The sequence below is a fragment of the Altericista sp. CCNU0014 genome (assembly GCF_044923475.1).
Taxonomy (GTDB): domain Bacteria; phylum Cyanobacteriota; class Cyanobacteriia; order Thermosynechococcales; family Thermosynechococcaceae; genus JAAURS01.
Genome location: NZ_CP137338.1, coordinates 1 through 25,231 on the forward strand (window position 1 = coordinate 1; position 25,231 = coordinate 25,231).

Here is a 25,231-nt window from a genome sequence, read left to right on the forward strand (position 1 = left end):
TTAAGAAAATCTCTCTTCGCTTCCAGAGATGAATCATCTAAGATGGTCGGAGCGATCTGTTCTCGCGCGTCCGAGTCGCTGCCGCCATTTGAGGTCAATTGTGGAAACTTCCGTTGAAAGTCTCTGGAATCAAGTCCTAGAGCGTTTGCAGCTCCAGTTAAGTCGGCCAACCTTTGAAACTTGGATTAAAACGGCCAATGCGGAGAAGCTAGAGAATGGCTGCTTGGTAATACAGACCCCAAATCCGTTTGCGCGCAATTGGCTCCAGAAGTACTACATCAAAACCATTTCCGAGGTGGTGCAAGAACTCTTAGGGCACCCGGTCGAGATTCAGATTGAAGTGCATCAAGACGAGAGCGAGATGGGTTCCGGGCTGTCGGAGCCAGTGGTGGTTTCTGCTCCTAACCCTTCGCAATCGAACGGATCGGACGCGACCGGGCAGCGATCGCGCGGGAGCGCCCTGAATCCAAAGTATGCGTTCTCTCGATACGTGGTCGGTCCGAACAATCGGATGGCTCATGCGGCTTGCCTTGCGGTTGCGGAATCGCCGGGGCGGGAGTTCAATCCGTTGTTTTTGTGCGGCGGGGTCGGATTGGGCAAAACCCATCTGATGCAGGCGATCGGCCACTATCGCCTTGAAATTCGCCCCGACTCTAAGATTTTTTACGTCTCCACAGAGCAGTTTACCAACGACCTGATTGCGGCGATTCGTAAAGATGGCATGCAGAGTTTTAGAGAGCATTACCGCGCCGTAGACGTCATGTTGGTAGACGACATTCAGTTCATTGAGGGGAAGGAATACACCCAAGAAGAGTTTTTCCATACCTTTAATACGCTCCACGAGGCGGGCAAACAGGTGGTGCTGGCCTCCGATCGCCCCCCTAGCCAAATCCCCCGGCTCCAAGAGCGTCTCTGCTCTCGGTTTTCGATGGGGCTGATCGCGGACATTCAGCCGCCCGACCTCGAAACGCGGATGGCGATTTTGCAAAAAAAGGCGGAGTACGAAAACATCCGGCTCCCGCGTGCTGTGATTGAGTACATTGCGTCTTCCTACACCTCAAACATTCGGGAACTGGAAGGGGCGTTGATCCGGGCGGTCGCTTACATTTCGATCTCCGGTCTGCCCATGACCGTGGAAAATATTGCCCCGGTGCTGACGCCTTCCTCCACCAAGCTGACGGCCTCGCCCAATACGATTATCAATGCCGTGGCGGAAACCTTCAGTATTTCGGTTGAAGATTTAAAGGGAAATTCAAGGCGGCGCGATATCAGCACGGCCCGTCAGGTGGCGATGTTTTTAATGCGGCAGCATACGGGGTTGAGCTTGCCCAAAATTGGCGAGGAATTTGGGGGCAAAGATCATACGACGGTGCTCTACAGCTGCGAAAAAGTGGGCGATCTTCAGAAGACCGATCCCACTTTGGCTCAAAATCTGCGGCAGTTGCGCGATCGTCTGGCCAATGCTCAATCTCAAAATTGAATTAAAACGAAAACGAAGCTTGGATGGCTCCCTGAATGTCAGGATTGTTCGGCTTTGTGGGGTTGTTGACGATCGTCACGCTGAGGGATAGGGTGAGGCGATCGCCCACTGGAAATTGATAAAACGCGCCGTAGTTCATGGAATTGGCTTGTCCGAGCGAACGTTTTAAGGTACTCCCTGCTGATAGTGTTAGCACGGACTTTGACAGAATGAGGCCGCGAATGCCAATACCCGTGCTCCAGTTGGGGAGGTTCTGGCTGTTTCGGGCTAACTGTTTATGGATGAGCCGAGCTGTCTAGATGGCGCAAACACAGCCACGGGTGCCGCACTTCGGCAATAATGTCAGCCACGAGCGGATCCGTGCGATCGCCGTTGTTGCCGTCCACTAGCCTTAACACCTTCTCGATCTGCTCGAAATTGGGCTGAATATTGAGGTGGCGGTGCAGCCAAAGCCTTAGAATTCTTCGCTGCAAGGCTAGGTGAGTCTGCTGTAAAACGGGTCGATCTAGAGTAGCCAGTGCTGTCGGGAGATTGGCTGATGAAACGGTGGCCCGTTCCAGCACCTGCTGAGCCGATCGATCTAAATAATCGGTTTCAGCCTGAAGGAGTTCGGCAGTTCTGGCCAGGGTTGTCTCGATTTGGGGGTTGAACTGTTGGCGCAGTAAAGGCAACAGTGCTAACCGAATTTGATTGCGACGATAAGCCAGATCCTGGTTCATCGCGTCTTCCCAAACCGGGAGCTGGTGCTGGGTACAAAACTCCCCGGTCTGCTGCCGCGCAATCCCCAAGAGCGGACGCAGGAGTCGTACCCGCTCCGACAAGGGACGCTGCCAAGCGAGCGCCTGCAACCCGTCCATGCCACTGCCGCGCAGAAGGTTGTACAGCAGCGTTTCAGCGCGATCGCTCGCCGTATGAGCGGTCAGGATAGCGCTAAACCCTTCCACTTCTGCCCAATCTTTGAGAACCTCATAGCGCCAATCGCGACCCTCTGCTTCGCCTTTTAGCCGGCGCGGTGCGGTAAAGCTGTAGTGCTCTAGGTTCCAATCTTCAGCCAGTTGGGCGACATGGGCGGCGTTGGCATCGGAGTCTAACGGCCAGCGGTGGTTGCAATGGGCGATCGCCAGTCTCCAGCCCCACTTCGGCTGCAGGTCTCGCAAAATTTGCAGCAGACACATCGAATCTTGCCCCGCCGAAAACGCGAGGGCGATCGATTGCCCTTTGCTTAAAAGCTTTCGCTGGCGAAGGGTTTGGTGAACGATCGCGTGAAGGGCAGTCCAGCTCATACGGCTAGGGGCTTGTAATATTCGTGCAAGAGGTTCAATGTTGACGCTTAAGCTCTCGTTCAAGCATATCGTTTGGCAATCTATGGTAAGAACATGCTGTCGCCCTCATGAACTTTTAATCTCAGCTTCAGAATGGATTAGGCATCAGGATGGATACTTCCTCTATCAAACCGGATGGACGGGCTGAGTTGCTAAACTAATTCAGCAATTTGACGAATGCGAGGGGCAGCCGAAAGTCTTAGACTCATTCCAGAAGATACGCTAATTCATTGAGGAGACATCCCAAGTGCAGATCGGACAAAAAGAGAACGAGCGCCTTCGCTGGATTACATTAAATTCATCCGATACGGATATTCCTGAAGGTACTGACGTCATTGAAGGACTGGCCCAAACGCCTAAGACGTTACCGTGTCGGTATTTCTATGACGATATCGGTTCGGCGCTCTTCGAGCAAATCTGCGACTTGCCGGAATACTATCCAACCCGTACCGAGCAAGCTATTCTAGAAGCTTTCGCGCCAGAAATTGCCCAACTGACGGGTCCTTGCGAACTGGTGGAACTAGGCAGTGGAAGTTCCCGCAAGACTCGCCTCCTGCTGGATGCCTACAGCAAAATCGACTATCGCCTGCAATATTGGCCGATTGATGTCAGTGCGGGAATTCTCAAAACCACTGCATTAGATTTGCTGGATCGATACCCAGCCCTGCGGCTTTGCGGACTGGCCGGAACCTACGAACAAGCGCTCGCACAGCTTCCTCGCACAAGCCTCAAAAACCGAATGCTAATTTTCTTGGGAAGTACCCTTGGGAACTTGAATCCAACCCAATGTAATGACTTCCTCACCCTGATTCAGCAAGCCCTACAGCCTGGGGAGTTTTTTCTGCTCGGCGTAGATCTGCAAAAGCCGACTCCTATCCTAGAAGCTGCCTATAACGATGCTCAAGGCGTTACAGCCGCTTTCAACCTCAATATTCTGTCCCACCTCAACCGTCAATTTCAGGGCGACTTCGACTCCACGCAGTTTCAGCATTGGGCATTTTACAACACCGTCGAGCATCGCATTGAAATGCACCTGCGAAGTCTTAGCTCGCAAACCGTCATTCTGCAAGATTTGAACCTCAAGGTTTTACTCCAGGCCGAGGAAACGATTCGGACGGAGATTTCTCGAAAGTTTCACCTGCCTACATTGGTTGGTATTTTGGAAGAATGCGCGATCGCCCCTCTAAAAACTTGGACTGACCCCAATGCGTGGTTTGCATTGCTACTTTGCCAGCGACAATGTATAAACCAGGATTGTCCGTAATCGCACGATCGCCTATCGCGGTGCTGCCGCAACGCTGCGATCGCCTTTTCAGTGGGCGAAACAAAATGCGATCGCAATATTTTTTTAGATAGTTGCGATCGGATTGCCAACACCTAACATCAACCTGCAATGAGTTGTAGCTGGGAACTTCCACCCTTGCAGTTTCGATGGGAATTGCTCCTCGGAGACCGACCCGCTCGGCGGTCATCCCGTATAGCAGCGTTTGTCCGTCTGGAGGGCTGCTCAACTGCTACCCCTTGAGCGGCGCGATCAGTTGTGCGGCCAGATCTACCCCGTCACCCAGCAGATCGGGATAGTCTTCCAATCGGAAAGAAGACTGCGGCATTGCTTCCAGCCGGACTTGAATGTCGCTCAACAGCGATCGCGCGTAGCTGCCGTAAGCAACGCCTGCAATCCAAGGTCGCGCGCTCCCTAATTCCGAGGCAGCGGACTTCAACAAACCCCTTTCCTTCAGTTTTGGGACCGTATGGCGATTGGTCCCACCGGCCAACTGCACAAAGCCAGGTAGAGGCGATCGCAGAACCCGTTCCCCATAATTAATCGTCGCCCGCGTTGCCCCATCGCCAATATCGCCGCTCATCGGACGACCGTCGGTTTGCCAAACGAGCGGACAGGGGAGCGGCTTCATCAAGTCGTACAAAGTGCTGAGATACGCAAGCGCCCCTTCACCGTCAGGACAGCTCACGGCCAGAACCTTTAAGTGCTCGAGCGCGGGTTGAATCTGCTGCCACAGGTGCTGAAACTCGGCCTCGTGCCCCACCTGGGTGTGAAGCTCTAGCGCGCTCACGATGCCTTCCCGCACTAAGGGCTGAATCGAGGCAGGGGTTGCGGGTTGCGATCGTGTTTCTATCTGCCCCACGGGACAAATCGGCAAACAGCGCCCGCAACCGTAGCAGCGTTCTGCCATGACGCCGGATTGAGAAGGGGAAAAGGCGATCGCCTGGGCGGGACAAATCGACACGCAAGGTTGCGGGCAATCCGGCGGACAATGCTGCGGGTCGAAAACCGCCTTGCGGAAATGCGGATCTTCGCCATCGTTGAGACTCGCCATCAACCAAACCTGACGGATAGCCTCCGATCCATTGGCCTCAAGCAATGCCTGGGCGGCTTCGACCCCAGAGCGAGCCGCATAGATCGCGGCAGAATCAGCAGCGACATCAATGCAGTCTGCCCCCGCCAGGGTATAGACCAACGCCAAGGTTCGGATGGCAGGCAGATGCTGAAAGCTAGCCCCACAGATCAGCTTAAACCAATGACCATTTTGTAGGGCGTTTAGGGGAGAGTATCGATCGGCCACAAGAGATGATAAACAAATATTTAAGCTGCGCTATCTTTCGGCGTCGATCCGTCCTGAAAACGCTTTGTAAACTCAGGATAACGCGCTAAGTCCTGCAACGACTCAAGTGGGGGCATTTCAACCCAATCCCCTTCGGTATGAAGGCGATCGACGTAGGCATAGAAAGCATCTCGATCCTCTCGATGCGACAGAAAATAGTCGCGTAGCTCATCTTGACTCATGAGTCGAAAGTCAGGGTGGCTCATCTAATGTACCTCCACTTGCCATTGGGGTAGATTTCTATGATATTTTCTTCGCCCGCTAAAAAGAAGACATTCCCTGTCCTCTCGTCCAGACGAACAATGTTTACGGGAAGGTACAGCTTGGTAAACCAGCAGCACAACACATAACATTGAGTTTTTTGTTCAGTAGTAGGAATAAAGCTTACTCCTGGCGACTGTAAAAAAGAAATCTAATCGATCAAGCAGCGGCTAAAACTGCGGTGAGGGGCTTCCACATAAAGTCTCGCGCCCCGCCCAGCTCGACCACTACCTTCAAGCGGCGTTCCGTTTTAGTCAGTTCTTTAAGGTACGCCAGCTCTTCCTGGGAGAGCCGCTGACCGTCATAGAGCCACAGGACGAGACCCTTGGCCTTAGGGGGCAAATTTTCGAGCTGGTAGCTGACGAAGGGCGGCAAAAAGAAGGTGCGAATCGCATTTTTGCCGACATGAGGGGGTCGCACGCCATGAATCCCCGTTAGGTAGGACGCGAGGTCGCCGATTCCCGGCGCTGACACGAACAGCGTCGCGTAGCCCGCTGCCCGGATCCGACGCTTGTAGCGACCTTCAAAGCCACCCTCAAGGGGCACGTAAACCCCAACAGCACCTGCTGTCTCTACGTCTTGAATAAATTTTTTGCCTGTGACGAATAAAGCCATAATCGCTTTCTGGGGGGATGCTTGGGTGGTTGTGACTCAGTGCAGAAAAACTCTGAGCTGGATCTCTCTCGATAATTCTATCGCTGTTGATGGACGATTTGGAATTTCTCTATGTGTAACTTTTCATCATGTTTCCGCAATCTTGAGCTTTATAAACCGCTGAATTTGTCATGATCGTGGCAGAAAGCAACAGTTTACCTTGCCTAGCGAGGTGCCAAGATGGGTATCGCCAGCGTCAACCCTACGACAGGTCAATGGATAAAATCGTTTGAACCCCTCGACGATAAAGAAGTTCAAGCTAAGATCGAGGTCGCCCAACGGGCATTCGAGCAATATCGCCACACCTCCTTCGCCCAGCGCAGTTATTGGTTGAGCAATGCTGCCGCGCTCCTGCGGGATGCGCAGCAGCAGCAAACCCTGGCCGAACTGATGACCCTGGAGATGGGCAAACCCATTACCCAGGCGATCGCCGAAATCCAAAAATGCGCGCTCGTCTGCGACTACTACGCCGAACATGCCGTCACCTTTTTGGCCGACGAGCCAGCGCCCAGCGATGCCAGTTTGTCCTGGGTTAAGTACCAGCCCTTGGGCGTCATTTTGGCAGTCATGCCTTGGAACTTTCCGTTTTGGCAGGTGTTTCGATTTGCCGCTCCGGCGTTGATGGCGGGGAATGCAGCATTGCTGAAGCACGCCTCTAACGTGCCCCAATGCGCGATCGCCATCGCGCAACTCCTGGATCGAGCTGGGTTCCCGGCGGGCACCTTTCAAACCCTCCTCATTTCTGCTGCACAAGTTGAAGCGGTCGTCCGCTCTCCCCACGTCAAAGCCGCAACCTTAACGGGCAGCGAACCAGCCGGAGCCAACCTCGCTAAAATTGCCGGGGAATGTTTGAAAAAGACGGTACTGGAGTTAGGGGGCAGCGATCCCTTTATCGTGACTGCCAGCGCCGACCTCGACGAAGCTGTGGCCGTGGCCGTGAAGGCCCGGATGCTGAACAACGGCCAGTCCTGTATTGCGGCCAAACGCTTTATCGTGTTGGACCCGGTGGCGGATGCCTTTACGGAAAAATTCGTCCGGGCATTTCGCAACCTCAAAATAGGCGATCCGGCGGACGCCTCGACCGACCTCGGCCCCTTGGCGACCTCGACCATTCGGGAACAGCTCCACCAGCAGGTTCAAGCGGCGATTGCGGGTGGCGGCGAACTTTTGACGGGCGGTCAATTCTGGCCTGACGCGCCAGAGGGCTATTTTTACGAACCGACGATTCTCAAAAATATTCCCAAAACCTGCCCGATGTATCGAGAGGAATTTTTTGGACCCGTCGCGCTGCTGTTTGTGGTGCCCGATCTAGATGCGGCGATCGCCCTAGCCAACGATACGCCCTTCGGGCTGGGAGCAAGCGCTTGGACTGGCGATCGGCAAGAGAGCACGCGCTTGATTTGCGAGCTAGAGGCAGGTTCGGTGTTTATCAACGGGATGGTCAAGTCGGACCCGCGCCTGCCCTTTGGCGGCACCAAGCATTCTGGTTACGGTCGCGAGTTGGGGCGGCCTGGCATTTTGGAATTCGTTAACATCAAAACCGTTTGGGTGAAATGAGGGGTTGGTTTATGAATACGGCAGAATTACTGATCCAGTGTCTCGAAAACGAGGGCGTGAAATATATCTTCGGCCTGCCAGGGGAAGAAAATTTACATATTTTAGAAGCGCTTAAAGACTCTTCGATTGAATTTGTGACCTGTCGCCACGAGCAAGGCGCTGCCTTTATGGCCGACGTTTACGGCAGGCTGACCGGACAGGCTGGCGTGTGTCTCTCCACCCTCGGCCCCGGCGCTACCAACCTGATGACGGGCGTGGCCGATGCCAACCTAGACGGCGCGCCCCTCGTGGCCATTACCGGACAAGTCAGCACCGAACGCATGCACATCGAGTCCCACCAGTACCTGGATTTGGTGGCGATGTTCGCGCCCGTCACCCAATGGAGCAAGCAAATCGTCCAGCCGGACAGCACTGCTGAAATCGTCCGTAAAGCCTTTAAAGTGGCCCAAACCGAGAAACCGGGCGCGGTTCATATTGACGTCCCCGAAAACGTAGCGGCAATGCCTGCCAAGGGCCATCCCCTCCGCAAAAACGACTTGGATCGGGTTTTTGCCTCTTTCCATAGCTTGGATGAGGCTGCGGCTGCTCTGGCCAAAGCCGAGAACCCGCTGATCCTCGTCGGCAACGGAGCCATTCGCGCCCAGGCTGCCGCTGCCCTCACCGAGTTTGCCACCCAACTCAACCTACCCGTCGCCAACACCTTCATGGGCAAAGGTGTAATCCCCTATACCCATCCTTTAGCGCTATGGGCGGTGGGGTTGCAGCAACGGGATTATATTAGCTGCGGCTTTGACCGCACCGATTTAGTAATTGCCATCGGTTATGACTTGATCGAATACTCCCCCAAAAAATGGAACCCCACGGGCGATATTCCCATCCTCCACATCAGCGCGACGCCCGCCGAAATTGACAGCAGTTACATGCCCCAGGTCGAGGTGGTGGGGGATATTTCAGATTCGCTTCAAGAAATTCTCAAACGCTGCGATCGCTCTTCAAAGCCCAACCCCTATGCCCTCTCACTCCGGCCTGACATCCTAGCCGACTACGAGCAGTACGCCCGAGACGACGGTTTCCCGATTCGCCCCCAGAAACTCATCTACGATCTCCGTCACGTTCTAGACGACGAAGACATCTTAATTTCAGACGTGGGCGCTCACAAAATGTGGATTGCCCGGCATTACCATTGCAGCCTTCCCAATACTTGCCTGATCTCCAACGGCTTTGCAGCCATGGGGATTGCCATACCGGGGGCGATCGCCGCCAAACTGGTTCATCCCAATCGCCGCATCGTAGCTGCCACGGGTGATGGGGGCTTCATGATGAACATGCAGGAGTTGGAAACGGCCCTGCGCCTCAAGACCCCCTTCGTCACCCTCATTTTCAACGACGGCGGCTACGGCCTGATCGAGTGGAAGCAGATGCAGCACTTTGGATCGTCTTCTTTCATCAAATTTAGCAACCCCGACTTTGTCAAGCTCGCTGAAAGCATGGGGCTTAAAGGCTACCGGGTCACTAAAAGCGAAGACCTGCTACCCATCCTCAAAGAAGCATTAGTCCAAGACCTTCCCGCAGTGATCGATTGTCCGATCGACTACCGCGAAAACCTGCTTTTCAGTCAAAAATCGGGCTCTCTAGCCTGCCAAACCGAATGAAAGTCAGCTTGCCCCATTCGCTCCCAAACATTCTCCGCTAGATTTTAGGCTCTCAACCTCCGCGCCTATTGGGGCGTACCTCAAATCGGAGTATCGTTGTTATGGATGTGCGGGAGCGAGGTAAAACCTCAAGTTTTTTGGGAATAATTTTAAAAGCTTTGTATATCTGCGTCGAGGCCTTGTCGACCTTAGCGCGGGGTTTAAGGCTCAGGCTCAAAATTAAATTCTTGTCAAAGAAAAATGGCCCCCTGATGCTTGAGAAAGAGAATCGTCGCACCGCAATCCAAAAATCGCTCTGAAAAACCAAAATCGTTGAAATCTTGGCTGTAAAGCTGTTAACTTAGATTGCGCCCTTCATTGGACTTCGCTTTAGGATCCCTAATTGCAATGGATCTTAGGCGAATGAAATTAAAACTTTTATAGTGTAATGAATCTTTGCGGTGCTAAAGGCTCTAGAGATTCTTGTTAGATTATGCCTACTCAAGATGGATAGATAACTTTAAAATCCAAGTATCAATCTCTATAAAAATGGCCATCTCAATCTAATGGATTCTAGCCGATCCAACTCAATCAACCTGTCGATACGCCTTTATGCCCATGACTAAATCGAATGCTTCTCGTTCTGTTTCTAGCGATGACAGCAATCCAGCCTTAAACTCCTCCCCAGAACTGCCATCTGAGGGGGTGGAGGAAATGCCGTCAATGACAATGAGTCGCCAGCAGCCCATTTCGCCTCCCAGCGAACCGATGCAGTTCCGGGCAATTGGTTTGGTGCAGGGTAAATATCGACCGTCTGAAGATCGGTTTAATCGCGGGGTGCTTGAGGTTGAGGGCGGACTCCAGATTGATGCCGTGCTGCTGGGGCAGGTGATGAGTTTGGTTAAGAAGTATATCGATCTAGATCGCCTCTATTTTTGGGTGGTGTATCCCCGCACGCGAGAAAAAGAACAAACGCTGCACCTTCAGGTGGTTGGGGTGTGGTCCGCCGATGGGTTTAGCCCCATTACCGGAGAAGAGCAAGCTGCTCCTGCCTCAGCCAATACCGAGCTGGCCCAGCCCATCGAAGATGGCTATTTCTCAGTGCGCGGGCAGATCGTCTATCAATCCAACGAGAAAGAACTCCTTTACGTCAAAATTCAGCAGACGGCCCGCAAGACTAAAAGTCGCGACGAACGGAACAAAGCATTTAAGCTCAAAATTATCGGCACGTTGCCCCAAAAAGCAGTGGGATACTTTTGGGATCTGAACGTCAAACGTCAAGGCAATGATTTAGTGCTGCAAAATGGTACCTCGATTGCGTTAATGCCCGTTCAAAAAAATCAGCGCCCCCAGAAGCGCGCTGCCGGTAAGCCCTTTACTAAAATGCCGTATTCGGCAAAGCCCAATCTTGCCAATCGCAGCAATGCTGCGGCCAACCCAAACCGAGAATCGCGTCCTGTCCCCAAACCCATCAAGCGTCAAAGAGATGCGTCTGATTAGATTTGGATGCCAATCTCAGCCCTGCGTAAAAATCCCGCGCCCTCTCAGCAAGTCTAGAAACGTAAATACTGCGGGAGAATGCCAAATATTGGCCAGCACTGCTGCACCAATATTGCGCTCGAGCGGGTTAGGCAGCGATCGCACTTGAATCTTTTCTGGAATGGGCAGTGCGGCCAGTTTGGGTAATACCGCTGCGCCTAAGCCCTGGGAAACCATGCTGACAATGGTTGAATCTTCTTTGATTTCGTAGGCCACCTTGAGGGACTGTTTCCAATACTGCCAGTGCTGCCGTACTGCGGTGGTGCACTCTGCATAGTTGTAAAGAATAAACGCACATCGGCGCAGGTCTTCCCAGGTGAGAGGATCGGGCGCTGGCCTGGTCGAGGGCGGCAAGAGAACGACAAACTCATCCCGCATGATTTCCCAGGTTTCAAAATCAGCGGAGGTCCGGGGGAGGGGCATCAAGCCAATGTCTACGCGGTGCTCGCGCAGGGCCTGTTCGACGGTATTCGGATCTGCTTCGACTAAAGACACCTCTACGTGAGGAAACCGCTGCGAAAATTTTGCAATCAGCGGCGGCAGGATATGGGTTGCCCCGCTGCGAAACGATGCAATCCTGACCCGACCGCCGTAGAGGTTTTTCTCTCGGTTTGCCTCTGCCTCAATGGCGGCCTCTGCTTGCAAAATCTGCTGAAAATGAACCTTCGCGCGATCGCCAAAGTCTGTCGCATAGGCCCCAAACCGACCCCGAGCCAGCAACGAAACCCCTAGCTCTTGCTCTAGAGAGGCGATCGCCCGACTCACCGCCGACTGCGATACTCCTAATTCCAGCGCCGCCAGTGAAAAGCTGCCCTTTTCGACGACTGTCATGAAAACCTTGAGATGAGAAATGTTCATCTATGACTTATATTCGCTTTCCGCATAGATACGAACCGATTTAGTTTTTGTTTCATTGCTCGGTGAAGATTACATTAGTTCACATTAGCAAGAGTATTTGGTGCCGCTTGAGCGACAAGACTGTCTTCAACCGATCGTTTTAAGCAGCAAGCAAGCCAACCTTTAATATCTGGATTTTCTGCTCCGCCAACGCCCATTTTAGAAGTTTCCGCTATCAGATCGTATGTTTGACCTTATTTCCTATCGCAAATTTCGAGATACCCCGAACGTCCGGTTCTTTGATATCACCATCGATACCTCCAACGCCCGCGACTTGGTCATCCATAGCGGACCAGCCGTCAGTCCCAACAACGATGCAGATGACTTTTGGCAATTTTACCTGCATCCCCATCAAGAAGATAACCTGATGGCGCTCAGCGGCGGGCGCACCTTTTATTTAGTTAACTTTACTTGGAAACACCCCTATCACATGGTGCGCCTAGAGGCAGGTGGAGATATTCTCAGAATTCCGCCCGGCACCTTTCACCGCTCCATCTCCGACCCCGATGGATCCGTGGTGCTAAATCAGGCTGTCAGATCGGTCGCCACCACTGTAGAACGAGAGTTTCGAGTTTACAATAGTGCCGATATTGCCCGCCTCAGACGGATCACCTCTAAAGAGGGCGTAATGCCTGAGATGCATGGGTTCTCAGGCCCGATTCGCATTGCGGCATAGGCGGGGAGCTTGAAACCGTTTTAGATCGATTTATCCCGATGGCTTCCCAGGGTGGAGTCGCGAATTGCCAGAGAGGGCCGATGGGTATCCGCCCTCTTTTTACTGAATTGCCCTATGATATAAACCCTAAAGATCGAACTCTGTCGAGCTAATTTACGGCTCTAGCGCGAGTTTTAGATTTCTCCTGTGAGTATCTCTGCCTGGCAAAGGTGTAAAGGAATTATTATGGCTCCCCTCCGTATCGGTATTAATGGTTTTGGTCGGATTGGCCGTCTTGTCTTTCGCGCAGGTTTAGGCAACCCAAACATTGAATTTGTCGGCATTAACGATCTGGTTCCGCCCGACAACTTGGCTTACCTGCTGAAGTACGACTCTACCCACGGCCCGTTTAGCGGAAATGTTTCGGCCAGCAAAGAAGGGATTGCGGTAGACGGCCATTTTGTGCCCTGCTACGCCCTGCGCAATCCTGCGGAATTGCCTTGGGGACAGTTGGGAGCCGATTACGTCGTCGAATCGACGGGTTTATTTACCGATTTTCAAGGCGCTGAAAATCATCTCAAAGCGGGTGCGAAACGCGTCATTCTGTCTGCTCCTACGAAAGAACCGGAACGCGTCCGTACCTTTGTGGTAGGCGTCAATCACGAGCAGTTCGATCCCGGTCAAGATACCGTGGTGTCCAATGCAAGCTGTACCACCAATTGCTTAGCGCCGTTAGCCAAGGTACTCCACGAAAACTTTGGCCTCAGCGAAGGATTGATGACCACTGTTCACGCCATGACAGCAACTCAACCTACGGTAGACGGCCCGAGCAAAAAAGACTGGCGCGGCGGACGCGGTGCGGCCCAAAATATTATCCCTTCTTCAACGGGGGCGGCTAAGGCCGTGGCGCTAGTACTGCCTGCACTCAAGGGGAAACTCACCGGAATGGCCTTTCGCGTCCCGACGCCAGATGTATCCGTGGTCGACCTCACCTTTAAGACCGAGAAGGCTACCAGCTATCAGGCCATTTGCGAGGCAATGAAGCAGGCCGCATCGGGATCGCTGAAGGGAGTTTTGGCCTATACCGACGAGGCAGTCGTTTCGACTGATTTTCAGGGCAATGCCCATTCCTCTATTTTTGATGCCGATGCTGGAATGGAACTGAATGCCAATTTCTTTAAGGTGGTTGGATGGTACGACAACGAATGGGGATACTCCAATCGGGTGTTAGATTTAATGACTTATATGGCCCAAAAGGACGGTTTGCTCTAGCCTTCAAGCGACCCAAACCGTCTTTGACAGTGTTACTCAGGCTTTGTTAGGCTAACTAAAAGGTTCTGGGATGGGTAACAAGCGTGGATATTGTAATTGGCCGTAGCAAAACCGCTCGTAGAGCGTACGGAATGGATGAAATAGCCCTCGTTCCAGGCCGTCGGACGCTAGATCCGCAGTTGGCAGATACGAGTTGGGAAATAGGCGGGATTCAAAGAGCAATTCCGATGATCGCGAGTGCGATGGATGGGGTTGTAGACGTGGGGATGGCGGTGCAGCTCTCTCAGATGGGCGCTCTAGGCGTGCTCAACTTGGAAGGGATTCAAACCCGCTATGCCGATACCGCACCTATTTTGGACCAGATCGCTCAAGTGGATGTCAACGGATTTGTTGCGTTGATGCAGCACTTATATGCCGAGCCGATCAAGCCGGAGCTGATCCGCCAGCGCATTCAGGAGATTAAGGGCCAAGGCGGTATTGCTGCTGTTAGTGCGACGCCCGCTGGGGCCAGTCAATTTGGCAAGGCCGTGGCCGAAGCTGGGGCTGATTTATTTTTTATTCAGGCCACAGTCGTCTCTACAGCCCATCTATCGCCGGACTCGGTGACGCCGCTGAATTTAGCCCAGTTTTGCCGCGAGATGCCGATTCCTGTCATTTTGGGGAATTGCGTCACCTATGACGTAACGCTGGATTTGATGAATGCCGGAGCGGCTGGGGTACTAGTGGGGATTGGCCCAGGCGCTGCCTGTACCTCTCGTGGGGTGCTGGGGGTTGGCGTGCCCCAAGCAACGGCGATCGCGGATTGTGCCGCTGCCCGCGACGACTTCTTCAAACAGACCGGCAAGTATATTCCGGTTATTGCGGATGGTGGCTTGGTAACGGGGGGCGACGTGTGCAAGTGTATTGCCTGTGGTGCGGATGCCATCATGATGGGTTCTCCCTTTGCCCGCGCTCAAGAAGCGCCAGGACGGGGATTTCATTGGGGGATGGCGACGCCAAGCCCCGTTCTACCTAGAGGAACCCGCATTAATGTAGGGACCACGGGAACCTTAGAACAAATTTTAAGAGGACCTGCCAAATTGGATGATGGGACTCACAATTTCTTGGGCGCGCTTAAAACCAGTATGGGAACGTTAGGAGCCAAGGATTTGAGAGAAATGCAGCAGGTGGAGGTCGTCATTGCCCCTTCTTTGCTGACGGAAGGTAAGGTTTATCAAAAAGCGCAAAAGTTAGGAATGGGCAAATAATAAAGTCTTACGACTGTAGCGCCCCATTCTAGCGACTGATGGCAACACTTTACATTTGCTGCTAGAGAATTCTGGCCGAAGTAGATGGCAAAGTGTGAATGCTTGCATACAATGGAGAGTAGCGGAGACGCAAGTTTCCGTTCACTCCTCACACCACACTCCGCCTGGACGATTGTTCGGGCGGCTTCCTGTTGGAAAGTTCGATTGAGGTGTTAAGTTTGGGATCGAAATTAAGGCAGATAGACTCAAGATCCTGCTAATGTAGGAACTGTAGAGCATCTATAAGAAAGGTTGTGCGGGCATGACAGCAACTGCAGTCACAGATACAACGTTTAAGCAAGAAGTGGTCGATAGCGACGTTCCCGTTTTGGTGGACTTTTGGGCACCTTGGTGCGGTCCTTGCCGAATGGTAGCGCCCGTTGTGGATGAAATTGCTGAACAATACCAAGGCCAAATTAAGGTCGTGAAGGTGAATACGGACGAGAATCCGGCGATCGCCAGCCAATACGGAATTCGCAGCATTCCTACGCTCATGATTTTCAAGGGCGGTCAGCGGGTTGATATGGTGGTGGGTGCAGTCCCAAAAACCACGCTGGCCAACACGCTGGAAAAATATATCTAGGCAAGCTGTTGCTACTGTTTCGGGGCACAATGCAGTTGCTGCACGACCTCAAACGATTCGCTTTTGCTGCTGGTTGTACTGTTTAAGTTTAGCCAGCACATTTTTTTGCCCATAAAGCCAGCCCGCCCCCTTTTCCACGGGCGGCAATCCCCTGGGGTGCGGTCCAGAAAAAGCGAAAAAATGCCTGCTGCTTGAGTGGCAGGCAATAAAACTGAGATTCTTGGCCCTTTCCACCTCGTATAAAGCCGCTGTACAAGATTCTCTGGTTTATCTCTATTTTGATGCGCGTAAAGTCGAAGGCTAAAATGCCCTGACCGGGATGAAATGACGTGGGGCCGCTGAGGGTGAGTGCTAAGGGTCCCAACTTGACCTGATTGTGAAGTCCGCCAGCAGTGGCAAGATTTGAGTTTGGGGAGCTCTCTAGACCTGAAAGTCGGTCTTGAGTGTAGGTTATCTGAATCTGAGTCCATGGGGGAATCCATTGACCGGAAGGGCGTTTGGATTTTGCAATCAACAACAGCTGCCACGAACCTAAGAGCTGTTCGTCTGTTTTGGCAGAATGGGTTCGCTTGCCGCAGCGCTCAGCCTGTCTGAGGGCCTCGGCAACGGCAGAACTATCTGGTTTTTTTCGCTGGGCGGGATCTATCTGCCACTGAATGGCATCGATCAAAACATCTTGCGGGATGGGGTGCTGAGCGACCATGGGTTAGCCTCTTGAAAAAGGGATGGGAAAGTCGCGAAGGGCTTATGGAGCGGCAAAAATGAGGTCAATTCGCGATTGCGCTTCTGCAAGGGCTACTTCAGGCGCGCGCCCTAAAAGGGTGGCTTCCAGCGCGCGACCCAAGTTTTCGGAAACTCTGGTATAGCCTGGGAAGATGGGTCGCGATCGCGCGTTTGCCATCTGCTCTAAAAACACATTTAAGCTAGGCTGCTTTTGAATAAAGGCTTTATACTCAGCGGTTTCCCGAGATTTTAGGTTGACGGGAAGGTAACCCGTTCCTAAGGCCCATTCTGATTGAAAACCTTCGCTGGCAGCATATTCTGCAAAGGCGAAGGCCGCGCGTTCGCGCTCTGGGGTGGTTCTGAGCACAAATAGATTTTCGCCCCCTAACGCTGTGACGGGCTTGTCTTGGACGGGCATGGGGAAAACGCCAAAGTCTACGTTTGCTTGCTGAAGCTGGCCCAGGGTCCAAGGGCCGGAAATTTGCATGGCAACTTTGCCGGCTAAGAAATTATCCAGTTCGTATCCTCGCTCTGGCTGAGACAGGATGGCGGAGCCGTCTTTCACGAGGTCTTGCCAGAATCTAAGGGCGGCGATCGCTCCGTCTTGGCGGACTTTAACCGTAAGGCCATTGGCGATCGGGGTTGTATCGACATTGCTGCCAGCACTCCACAGGAAGGGCAGCCAGGTAAATACGGTAAATTCCCCCTTTCCCAGGGCAAGCTGAATCCCGTGGCGATCGGTCCGCCCGTCTCCGTTGGTGTCTTGGGTGAGGCGTTGGGCTGTTGCCCGGAACTCCGCCCAAGTTTTGGGTAGCGTTTTAATGCCAGCGGCTTTGAAGAGGCTGGGCCGATAAAAGATACCGATGTTATTGGTATCGAAGGGCATCGACCAGTCGCGACCTTCATAGCGCATGGAGGTCAGTAAGGCTGGATCCAGTTGGGCTTTGACGGGAGACTGGGCCAGCCATTCATCGAGCGGGCGGATGGCATTGAGTTCAATCAGTTGTCCGGTCAGGGTAGGGTTAAACCACAGCAGATCGGGCGGGGCATTGCCCACGACGGAGGCCAGAATTTTGGGCATTTGCTGGTCGGGCTGCCCGATGTAGAGGGACTCTACTTGAATGTCTGGATGGCTTTGGTTAAAGCGATCGACCAGTTTTTGCAAAACCTCTCGATTCGACGGCGGATTGACGCCCTGCCATAGGGTGAGTTTGAGCGGAGACTGACTCGCGTTGGGGGCGGCACATCCCTGAAGGGTTATGCAAAACAAAAGCGCCACTACGCAGCACGCGCACCAGAATGGAGAGGCGATTTTAGGTTTCATCGTTGAGCCGAGTTTGGGTAGTCTGGAAGCGACGGATCCGGGCTTGGATATCAGAGGCGATGCCCTGAATTTCTTGCAGGTCGCTAGGGAGCAAGAATGAAGACAAAATTTCACAGAGCTGAGCGAGATTGACAGGATATTTCAATAAAAGTTGTAAAATATCATTTTCATAAAGACTGACGCGATCGAATTGTCCTTGTCTATATAAAGAAGGCAAGGCATAAAGTTTTAGAAGCAGTAAGCCTTCAACTGTGGCACAGCGAATCGTGCGATTGCCAAATACTTGCTCTGTTACATATTGACGTTTAACAAGATCGAAAAGCGGGTTGTTATCTGTGAGTAATAGATCGATCTGTAAATCGCCAAAAAAGCCACGGGCAAAGTTTTGATTTTCTTCGACGATCAGAATTTCTGGCATGGACTCAAGGTCTGACTTCGACAAGATAAAATCAATATCTTGGGTGTTACGTCCTTCGATGTAGCTTAGAAGTGCAATGCCACCAACCAATACGTAGTTAGTTTTTCGTTCAGATAAAGCAAGAAATAACTGATTCAGGATGCTGGGCAAGCTCTCAAGATTTAGAGGCTCATTTCCCCAGTTTTTCATGTCAAACAAAGCTCCATTTCTAAGGATTTCGCTGATTTTTGCAATCATAATCGTGGAAACCTTGTTGCTCAAGATTTAAGCCATAACAGATTTTAGGCAATTTTATTGTAAAGTCTATTCGGGTATTTTACAGCCATCTTCAAGGGCAGCATTGTACCAATACCAACCAATCAACCTCCAGCCGTTTTTACTTTAGGGTATACCCAAACACTCCAGCTTGTCTTTCGAAACTTGTCTGTAAAATAAATGCTTGATTGCCATGCTCAGAATAGTTGTTTGAGCTGTTTATAGACCTCATCGTCATTGCGCTTACCCACCAAAAGAATGGTCACAAGGTCATCTTGGGACACATAGCGGTAGACAATGCGGTACTCTCCAGAATCTACCCGAAATAAATTTGAGTAACCCTTCAGCGCCTTAGAATCTGGAGGCAGTGGGTCAACATTGAGCGTTAAAACCTTCTTTGCGAGTTGAGCCGCAATTTTAGGCTGTAGCCCCTTGAGAAAATCAAGCACAGCCTCAAGGCCATCAAGCTTCGCCATCCGCCAACTGCCTCAACGCAGCCGTAAAAGCATCTGCATCCACCACAGAAGACTGCTGAAGTGCTGTCTCAGCAGTTTTGCCCCAAGCCAAATCCTCTAGCAGCGTTAACCGCTCCGTCAACTCTTCATAAGCTTGAGCCGAGAGAATGACGTGAGTGGGTCGTTGTTGTTTGGTCAAAAGGATCGGTTCCATCATGGCCTGGTCAAACACTTCTCCATGGCGGTTCCGAGCGTCTGTCAGTGTGAAGGTTTTCATCGCCATCCCCTCAACAAAAAAGTTATTTTATAGTCAAATTGTACAATCTGACGATCTTGATTGACGAGTTCCGCAAGCATTGATTTACGCTAGATGGGCAAGAAATTGCTGGAGGCAACATGGCCAACGTCAATGGATTACTGTCAGACGATCTGATTAAGAAGTTCAGCGCAAAGCTAAAATTTAAGTCTTGACCCAAATATCCAATCCGTAACCAATGGCAGGACATAGTAAGTGGGCCAACATCAAGCGCCAGAAGGCCGTTGTTGATTCCAAAAAAGCCCAAATTTTTGCGCGGCTCTCTCGGGAAATGATTGTCGCTGCCCGTCAGGGGTTGCCCGACCCCAACGCAAACTTTCAGCTTCGGTCAGCTATCGAAAAAGCCAAAGCCGCAGGTATCCCCAACGAAAATATCGAACGGGCGATCGCCAAGGGTTCCGGCCAGTGGGGGCAAGATGGCGATCGCTGGGAGTCGATCCGATACGAAGGGTACGGACCCGGCGGCGTGGCCGTCCTGATTGAAGCCTTTACCGATAACCGCAACCGAACAGCGGCTGAAGTCCGCCTCGCGTTTACGAAGCAAAATGGCAACCTGGGCGAAACGGGCTGCGTCGGCTGGATGTTCGATCGAAAAGGCGTCGTGACTTTGATGCATTCCGATACCGAAGATCGGCTTTTAGACGCGCTCTTGACTGCCGATGCCGAAACCTACGAAATTGCAGAAGATGACGAGAATGGGGAGACGCTTGTAGAAGTGTTTTGCAACGGCGATCGCCTCGAGCAAACAGTCCAAAGCTTTAAAACCCAGGGCTATACCGTCCGCGACTCTGAACTCCGGTGGATCCCGAACAACCTGGTCGAAGTCACTGACGAAGAGCAAGCCCGCAAACTCCTCAAGCTGATCGATGCCCTAGAAGACCTCGACGATATCCAGAGCGTCACTGCTAACTTTGAGATGCAGGTGGACCTGATGACCGCGGCGATCGCCTGAAGTAGAGCGTTTTAGGGTGATGCCTGAAAAAGATCGAGCAGGCGTAAAAAAAAATATGTCCTACATGATCGCTTCTCTGGCGAGAATGGGTATACCTAAGCTAAAGGTCGATCGATTTGGACGCTCAAAGCGATACCGTTCGTACAAAAGTGCGCGCCTCATCGCCATTCCCCTATTGCTTCGTGTAAGGTCAGCACTCATGATTTCCTACGATCCTGCAGACAAACGATTGGGAAGCTATTTGATGGATGCAGGACTGCTCACCTCATCCCAAGTCGATGTGGCACTAAACGATCAATACTCGACTGGAATGTTATTTGGCGACATCATCGTCGAGCGCGGTTGGGTTAAAAAACAGACCATTGAGTATCTTTACCGGAAAATTATCGAGCTAGAACGAGAAATTGGTCAGCCTCTCGACAAAGGAGTCGTAAAAACCAGTTATAGTCTTTACAATCTCAGGAAAACGGATCGCTAAGACAAAGTCAAATATTTTAATACGCTGTATAGCGTTAAGAAGCTTTTGGATGTCGCATAAATCCATAAGCTTATTCGAGTACCAATTTCTGTAAGAATTTTTATTGCGGTTCTAGAAATAAAAAACCTTCGCCTGGCAAAGTTGTTTGGTGAAGGTGAAGTTTATAGGTGTAGGAGTGACTTAACTATTTGTAGGTGCAGTTTTTATCGCTCCTGCAAAATACAAAGCGAATTTATCGCTCGTTCTTAACCAGATTGTCGCTGGTTGCTCATATCGCTTTGCGCGATGTAATCGTGCCAAAGGCGCTCGAGTTGCTTTGCCAATTCTAGTTTACTGGCTTTGATCTGATACATTCTGCGAGGGCGGCCTCGCCCCTCTACCTTTTGCCAGTAGCCATCTACAACTTTTTCATCCTCAAGAAATTTGAGGGCGCTGTACAGCACGGTATCAGATAGCCGATACAGCGGAGAATCTTGTTCGATTCGTTGAATTAAGGCAGTGCCATAGGAGTCACCATACCTTAACAAAACAGACAGTATGTAGCAAACTGCTACCTCTTTACTCAAATAAATGGGTGGCGGTTCTTGGAAAAAGTGATAGATATCTTGGAACTTCATAGGCAGCGCTCGGGGTTTCAGTCATAAAGGTTGTAAACAGAGAGACTCATCGCTTTATTGACGCGATCTTTACGACGAATAGGCTTTAGTAATAGATAAATCCTTGTCAGAGCCATAAATCTGAGGTGGATACAATAATGATACTTATCTATCAGCCAAAGTATCCAAGTTTATGCACTTATTGCATTATAAACTGCGACGTTTTAATTGATTTCCCTGAAAGTCTTTATATTCGATCCCGACCCCGGATAGCTATGCAAGGGAAAAAATATATAGTGCGTGCGGAATTTTTCGCTCTCCTCGCACCCAAAATCCTGTCTAGGGGGATAGGAGGTTCGGACTATAATGCAGTAGGCCTGCTGTAAGTGAAAGATAAAAATTTTAGTCCGGTCCAAACTCAAAAAGCGGCATGGTAGGGCGATCGCGACCGATCTAGTCCATCTTCTCAATTCCTTGGGCATACTAGCAGCATAGGCGCATATTCGTTAATCAATATATATATAAGGAAGTGCCTTGAGTACGGTAAAGACAGAAAAAGCGAAAATCCATGACTGCCTAGCTACCCTAGGTTAAGTCAGGAGACATTTGTGTATGGATGAACACACCGACCCTAATCTCGGACAGGTCTTAATTAATCGCTATCGTCTGATCGAGATGATCGGACAGGGATCCATGGGTAGGGTCTACCGAGCTGAGGATCAGCTCCTTGGCGGCGTTACAGTGGCCGTCAAGTTTTTGTCCCAAACCCTGCTCAACGCTAAGATGAAGCAGCGCTTTGCTGATGAAGCGCGCACGGGCGCGCAGTTAGGGCAGCGGAGCATTCATATCGTTCGCGTCTTGGATTATGGCGTTCATCGTAATGAAGCACCGTTCTATGTCATGGAGTACATGGAAGGTCAAAACCTGAGTGACTTAATCCTGCCTGCGACGCTGACGGTCGATCGATTTCTGAGACTCGCACGTCACATTTGCTTGGGTTTACAGTGCGCCCACGACGGTATCAAGATCGATGGCAACATTTGTAAGATCGTGCATCGCGATATTAAACCGAGCAACGTGTTTGTCATCTCGGATCCGGGATTGGGCGAAGTTGCAAAAGTTCTAGACTTTGGGATTGCCAAGCTCTTTAGAGATGATGTTGAAGGTCGCCAAACCCGCTCTTTCATGGGGACTTTAGCGTACTGCTCTCCAGAACAAATCGAAGGGAAAGAGTTAGATACTCGCTCTGATATTTATAGCCTTGGCATTACGATGTTTGAGGTCTTGACTGGCAAAATGCCGATCGAGCCGGATGCCCATACGCTGCTGAGCTGGTACAAAGCTCATCGAGATAAACCCCCCAAACGGTTTGCAGACGTTGCACCTAGATTGAAACTGCCCCCCGGTTTAGAAGATCTGATTATGGGCTGCATGGCAAAAACGCCGGAGAAACGTCCCCAGGACATGGTGGAAATTCTCAAGCGTTTAGAACAAATTCGAACTTTAAAAGAAGTTCCACTGCCAGATGCGACAGTTCCCCAAAAACCTTCACCGCCGCGCGAGGAGACGGTCATTGAGTCCGTCCCCAATCATAGAACGACGGCTAAGTCCACTCACGTTCCCGTTATTCCGCTCCCTCAGCAGCGGTTCTGGTCCATCGAGCAAGCGGGGTGGACGGTGCCTTGGCCCGCCGATAAGCCAATTGCCGAAATTGTTTTTCCGCAAATCCTAGCATCGGATCAGGAGGAGGCAGTAGGACTGTGGGTAATGCTGTCCCGCTCTGAAATTCAACAGCGATTATTGAGTACTCGGTACAACCACTTTCTCTGTCTGATGGCGCCCCATCCAATGCTGCTGTGGGTTACAGCCATTCACGATTCTCAAATCGGAGCGCGCTGGCTTCCTTGTTACCTCGACCTGAAGCTCGAGTACAGTCAAAAGATGCTTCAGCTCTTTAGCAATCAGGGTTACTACCTACTTTTGTTTTTCGCGACGGAATCCAACTCCGAACCCGCTAACGTCAAAACGATTACGATTGCGCCGTATCAGCGGCAGCTTTTTCAGGAATGGTTGACGATGGCCAAGCAGGGCATCTCAACAGCCCGACCATCGGTGAGCAAGCAAATTCTCAAGACGGAGTTCGAACGAATTAAGCCGTCCATGCTTAAAAAATTGGAAGAAGCTAGGGCTGCAAATACGCCAATCATTTTTTAATTGATGCGCAGGCCAGCCAAATCTTGAGGTGTAAAGCATTGTCAAGAAGCAGACTCTAAATAGCCCCAACCCCCAGCCTGACCCAATGCTGTGAGAAGAAGCAAGAGACAGAGGTAAATTTAGAGAGTCCAAAAGCAGGAGAATTTTCAGCTAAAAGCTCAGCTGAACTTGGGCTGCGAACCGATTCCCCACTCCTGAGCCAAGAAATGCTTATACATCGTTTCTTTCATGACCATCTGGCGATAAAGCTTCACCAGAAAATCTTGAGCCTCTTCTTGGGATAGACTTTGAACCTGATCCGCAAAGGAGCGGATACTAAATTCTTGCTCCATTGATAGCTGAAATGTGTGGTCCATAATGTGCTCCTAAACGGTCTGCTCAAATAGAACTCATTTGTTAAAGAGTATAACAAATGATTGACAAAGTGCCCATCACTTTGAAGTAGTTGTAGCAATTCCCACTCTAAAAAAAAGCTCAACGCGAACAGACTGAACAATTAATGTCTCAAAACTCCAGGTCGGCTTTGAGGCGGTTGGAGCGGACGAATTCCAGTTTTTCTCTCCGATCGCCGAGCTTTTTCGGTTTGGCGTGGGCAAGCGAAGCAATCTTTGGCATCATGGTACCTGTGAACAACTGCGCTCTGGGGCTGAGCTGCACCTTTTCAAACTTTTTTTATGAACGCATTTGACCCTATTCCGCCGGAGTGGACGCTGAGTGCCATTCACGCGCCTCACTTCGGCTGTCCGCGCTGCGGGGCGAACTGTTCTGAGGCCGTTAGCGTTTGGATTAACCGCCGATCGCCTGTTTTTACAGAAGACAACCGTCGGAAGTGGCAGGAGTTTTACCGCTGCCATTGCGGTCAATCTTGGTGGGCTTGGAGTAACGATCGCCCCCCTAGCGCCCTGAAGCCTAGAGATCCACTGCTATGAATTGGCAACCTATCGGACAGAACTGGGTCCTTCTGCCTCGCCGCCCGATCGTTGCTGTCATTCACTTTGTGGGAGGTGCCTTTGTGGGTGCGGCCCCTCAAGTTTCCTATAGCAAACTCCTAGAGGCGATCGCTGCCCGAGGCTATGCCATCATTGCGACCCCTTTTATCAACACGCTAGACCACAAGGCGATCGCGACCGCCGTCCTCAGTCAATTCGAGAACGCTTTAGAGCGGCTCCAGCGGCGGCAGGTATTGGATCGATTTCTGCCGATCTACGGCTTGGGCCACAGTATGGGCTGCAAGGTTCACCTGCTGATCGGCAGCCTCTTTGAGGCCGAGCGAGCGGGCAATATTTTGATGTCGTTTAATAATTTCGATGCAGACCGGGCGATTCCTTTTGCAGAATGGCTTAATATGGCGGCGAACGTCCAGTTTTCCCCCACTCCCGCTCAAACCTATCGATTGGTGCAGCGATATTACCCTACCCCGCACAACCTGCTGATTCGCTTTCGCAACGACGACTTAGATCAAACGCGTCAGATTGCAGTGGTTTTAGGCGATCGCTTTGCCGATAAAGTCATCCTTCAGAAACTACAGGGCAATCACCTCACGCCATTAGGACAAAATTTACCCAGACAGCTCCAGGGGATCTTTTCCCCTTTGGATGCCTTGGGAGAGTGGGTCAGTCAGGAGTTCTATCGCGATTGTACCTATCTCGAACGAACGATTGTAGAGTGGTTAGACCTGCTGTCTGCTTCTCTTTCGTCTAATTCGCCCGAGTGGCGCGAGCGAGACCGTTGAAGCATCGTCC

The 25,231-nt window shown here is 51.5% G+C and carries 28 protein-coding genes; 14 read left to right on the forward strand and 14 right to left on the reverse strand.

Annotation, left to right across the window (positions count from 1 at the left end; genetic code table 11):
• Positions 1-100 precede the first annotated feature (100 nt).
• On the forward strand, positions 101-1,480 hold the full coding sequence (gene dnaA / locus R6H26_RS00005; protein WP_404787209.1) for a chromosomal replication initiator protein DnaA: 1,380 nt from the start codon (positions 101-103) through the stop codon (positions 1,478-1,480).
• Between the two features lies 1 nt (position 1,481).
• Here the strand turns inward: dnaA and R6H26_RS00010 are convergent, their stop codons facing one another.
• Entirely contained in the window at positions 1,482-1,676 is a 195-nt protein-coding gene (locus R6H26_RS00010; RefSeq protein ID WP_404787211.1) for a hypothetical protein, read from the reverse strand.
• Positions 1,677-1,755: 79 nt separating this feature from the next.
• Entirely contained in the window at positions 1,756-2,763 is a 1,008-nt protein-coding gene (tilS, locus tag R6H26_RS00015) for a tRNA lysidine(34) synthetase TilS (RefSeq protein ID WP_404787213.1), read from the reverse strand.
• 286 nt (positions 2,764-3,049) lie between these two features.
• On the opposite strand from tilS, the gene egtD reads away from it, so the two are divergent.
• Entirely contained in the window at positions 3,050-4,066 is a 1,017-nt protein-coding gene (gene egtD, locus R6H26_RS00020) for an L-histidine N(alpha)-methyltransferase (RefSeq protein WP_404787214.1), read from the forward strand.
• Between the two features lie 250 nt (positions 4,067-4,316).
• Here egtD and ldpA read toward each other — a convergent pair whose 3' ends face one another.
• Genes ldpA through R6H26_RS00040 form a run of 4 tightly spaced genes read right to left on the reverse strand, consistent with a single transcriptional unit; the run spans position 4,317 to position 6,299 of the window.
• A complete protein-coding gene (gene ldpA, locus R6H26_RS00025; RefSeq protein WP_404787216.1) occupies positions 4,317-5,384 on the reverse strand; it encodes a circadian clock protein LdpA in 1,068 nt (355 codons plus the stop codon).
• A gap of 20 nt (positions 5,385-5,404) precedes the next feature.
• Positions 5,405-5,629, reverse strand: coding sequence for a DUF6887 family protein (locus tag R6H26_RS00030; RefSeq protein WP_404787218.1), 225 nt, complete (start codon positions 5,627-5,629; stop codon positions 5,405-5,407).
• On the reverse strand, positions 5,626-5,835 hold the full coding sequence (locus R6H26_RS00035; RefSeq protein WP_404791468.1) for a DUF6888 family protein: 210 nt from the start codon (positions 5,833-5,835) through the stop codon (positions 5,626-5,628). The genes R6H26_RS00030 and R6H26_RS00035 overlap by 4 nt, the downstream gene beginning before the upstream one ends.
• 8 nt (positions 5,836-5,843) lie before the next feature.
• Positions 5,844-6,299, reverse strand: a complete 456-nt coding sequence (locus R6H26_RS00040) for an NAD(P)H-quinone oxidoreductase subunit N (protein ID WP_404787220.1) — start codon at positions 6,297-6,299, stop codon at positions 5,844-5,846.
• Between the two features lie 219 nt (positions 6,300-6,518).
• Here R6H26_RS00040 and R6H26_RS00045 point away from each other — a divergent pair, with 219 nt between their 5' ends.
• The 3 genes from R6H26_RS00045 (at position 6,519) to R6H26_RS00055 (ending at position 11,026) form a co-directional block, all read left to right on the forward strand.
• A complete protein-coding gene (locus tag R6H26_RS00045; RefSeq protein WP_404787221.1) occupies positions 6,519-7,895 on the forward strand; it encodes an NAD-dependent succinate-semialdehyde dehydrogenase in 1,377 nt (458 codons plus the stop codon).
• Between the two features lie 11 nt (positions 7,896-7,906).
• Positions 7,907-9,547 (forward strand): acetolactate synthase large subunit, encoded by a 1,641-nt coding sequence (locus tag R6H26_RS00050; RefSeq protein WP_404787223.1) that lies wholly within the window; start codon positions 7,907-7,909, stop codon positions 9,545-9,547.
• 597 nt (positions 9,548-10,144) lie between these two features.
• Positions 10,145-11,026, forward strand: a complete 882-nt coding sequence (locus R6H26_RS00055) for a hypothetical protein (protein ID WP_404787225.1) — start codon at positions 10,145-10,147, stop codon at positions 11,024-11,026.
• A gap of 15 nt (positions 11,027-11,041) precedes the next feature.
• Here R6H26_RS00055 and R6H26_RS00060 read toward each other — a convergent pair whose 3' ends face one another.
• Positions 11,042-11,923 carry a LysR family transcriptional regulator gene (locus tag R6H26_RS00060; RefSeq protein ID WP_404787227.1) on the reverse strand — a complete coding sequence of 294 codons (882 nt, stop codon included), beginning with the start codon at positions 11,921-11,923 and terminating at the stop codon, positions 11,042-11,044.
• Positions 11,924-12,146: 223 nt separating this feature from the next.
• Here R6H26_RS00060 and R6H26_RS00065 point away from each other — a divergent pair, with 223 nt between their 5' ends.
• From R6H26_RS00065 to trxA, 4 genes are all read left to right on the forward strand, one after another.
• Positions 12,147-12,638: a redox protein gene (locus R6H26_RS00065; protein ID WP_404787228.1), complete on the forward strand. Its 492-nt coding sequence runs from the start codon at positions 12,147-12,149 to the stop codon at positions 12,636-12,638.
• A gap of 225 nt (positions 12,639-12,863) precedes the next feature.
• Positions 12,864-13,889 (forward strand): type I glyceraldehyde-3-phosphate dehydrogenase, encoded by a 1,026-nt coding sequence (gap, locus tag R6H26_RS00070; RefSeq protein ID WP_404787230.1) that lies wholly within the window; start codon positions 12,864-12,866, stop codon positions 13,887-13,889.
• 83 nt (positions 13,890-13,972) lie between these two features.
• Positions 13,973-15,136, forward strand: a complete 1,164-nt coding sequence (locus R6H26_RS00075; protein WP_404787232.1) for a GuaB3 family IMP dehydrogenase-related protein — start codon at positions 13,973-13,975, stop codon at positions 15,134-15,136.
• A gap of 301 nt (positions 15,137-15,437) precedes the next feature.
• A complete protein-coding gene (gene trxA, locus R6H26_RS00080) occupies positions 15,438-15,758 on the forward strand; it encodes a thioredoxin (RefSeq protein WP_404787233.1) in 321 nt (106 codons plus the stop codon).
• An 88-nt stretch (positions 15,759-15,846) separates the two neighbouring features.
• Here trxA and R6H26_RS00085 read toward each other — a convergent pair whose 3' ends face one another.
• The 5 genes from R6H26_RS00085 to R6H26_RS00105 all read right to left on the reverse strand — a co-directional run bounded on the left by R6H26_RS00085 (position 15,847) and on the right by R6H26_RS00105 (position 19,210).
• Entirely contained in the window at positions 15,847-16,461 is a 615-nt protein-coding gene (locus R6H26_RS00085) for a hypothetical protein (protein WP_404787235.1), read from the reverse strand.
• A 42-nt stretch (positions 16,462-16,503) separates the two neighbouring features.
• Positions 16,504-17,805, reverse strand: coding sequence for an ABC transporter substrate-binding protein (locus tag R6H26_RS00090; RefSeq protein ID WP_404787237.1), 1,302 nt, complete (start codon positions 17,803-17,805; stop codon positions 16,504-16,506).
• Positions 17,795-18,460: a hypothetical protein gene (locus R6H26_RS00095; RefSeq protein ID WP_404787239.1), complete on the reverse strand. Its 666-nt coding sequence runs from the start codon at positions 18,458-18,460 to the stop codon at positions 17,795-17,797. Before R6H26_RS00095 ends, R6H26_RS00090 begins: the two co-directional genes overlap by 11 nt.
• A 215-nt stretch (positions 18,461-18,675) precedes the next feature.
• Positions 18,676-18,954, reverse strand: a complete 279-nt coding sequence (locus R6H26_RS00100; RefSeq protein ID WP_404787241.1) for a type II toxin-antitoxin system RelE/ParE family toxin — start codon at positions 18,952-18,954, stop codon at positions 18,676-18,678.
• Positions 18,941-19,210 (reverse strand): type II toxin-antitoxin system Phd/YefM family antitoxin, encoded by a 270-nt coding sequence (locus tag R6H26_RS00105; RefSeq protein WP_404787242.1) that lies wholly within the window; start codon positions 19,208-19,210, stop codon positions 18,941-18,943. The genes R6H26_RS00100 and R6H26_RS00105 overlap by 14 nt, the downstream gene beginning before the upstream one ends.
• A gap of 217 nt (positions 19,211-19,427) precedes the next feature.
• On the opposite strand from R6H26_RS00105, the gene R6H26_RS00110 reads away from it, so the two are divergent.
• The gene (locus R6H26_RS00110) at positions 19,428-20,201 is read left to right on the forward strand and encodes a YebC/PmpR family DNA-binding transcriptional regulator (protein WP_404787244.1); all 774 of its coding nucleotides are present in this window, start codon (positions 19,428-19,430) and stop codon (positions 20,199-20,201) included.
• Positions 20,202-20,400: 199 nt separating this feature from the next.
• Positions 20,401-20,679 (forward strand): hypothetical protein, encoded by a 279-nt coding sequence (locus R6H26_RS00115; protein ID WP_404787246.1) that lies wholly within the window; start codon positions 20,401-20,403, stop codon positions 20,677-20,679.
• Between the two features lie 245 nt (positions 20,680-20,924).
• Here the strand turns inward: R6H26_RS00115 and R6H26_RS00120 are convergent, their stop codons facing one another.
• Positions 20,925-21,296 (reverse strand): PadR family transcriptional regulator, encoded by a 372-nt coding sequence (locus R6H26_RS00120; protein ID WP_404787248.1) that lies wholly within the window; start codon positions 21,294-21,296, stop codon positions 20,925-20,927.
• A 591-nt stretch (positions 21,297-21,887) separates the two neighbouring features.
• Here R6H26_RS00120 and R6H26_RS00125 point away from each other — a divergent pair.
• On the forward strand, positions 21,888-23,489 hold the full coding sequence (locus R6H26_RS00125) for a serine/threonine protein kinase (RefSeq protein ID WP_404787249.1): 1,602 nt from the start codon (positions 21,888-21,890) through the stop codon (positions 23,487-23,489).
• Positions 23,490-23,647: 158 nt separating this feature from the next.
• Here the strand turns inward: R6H26_RS00125 and R6H26_RS00130 are convergent, their stop codons facing one another.
• A complete protein-coding gene (locus R6H26_RS00130) occupies positions 23,648-23,845 on the reverse strand; it encodes an NblA/ycf18 family protein (protein WP_404787250.1) in 198 nt (65 codons plus the stop codon).
• 318 nt (positions 23,846-24,163) lie between these two features.
• Here R6H26_RS00130 and R6H26_RS00135 point away from each other — a divergent pair, with 318 nt between their 5' ends.
• Positions 24,164-24,418 (forward strand): hypothetical protein, encoded by a 255-nt coding sequence (locus tag R6H26_RS00135; protein ID WP_404787252.1) that lies wholly within the window; start codon positions 24,164-24,166, stop codon positions 24,416-24,418.
• Positions 24,415-25,221: a DUF1350 family protein gene (locus R6H26_RS00140; protein WP_404787253.1), complete on the forward strand. Its 807-nt coding sequence runs from the start codon at positions 24,415-24,417 to the stop codon at positions 25,219-25,221. The genes R6H26_RS00135 and R6H26_RS00140 overlap by 4 nt, the downstream gene beginning before the upstream one ends.
• The last annotated feature ends 10 nt before the right edge of the window (positions 25,222-25,231 follow it).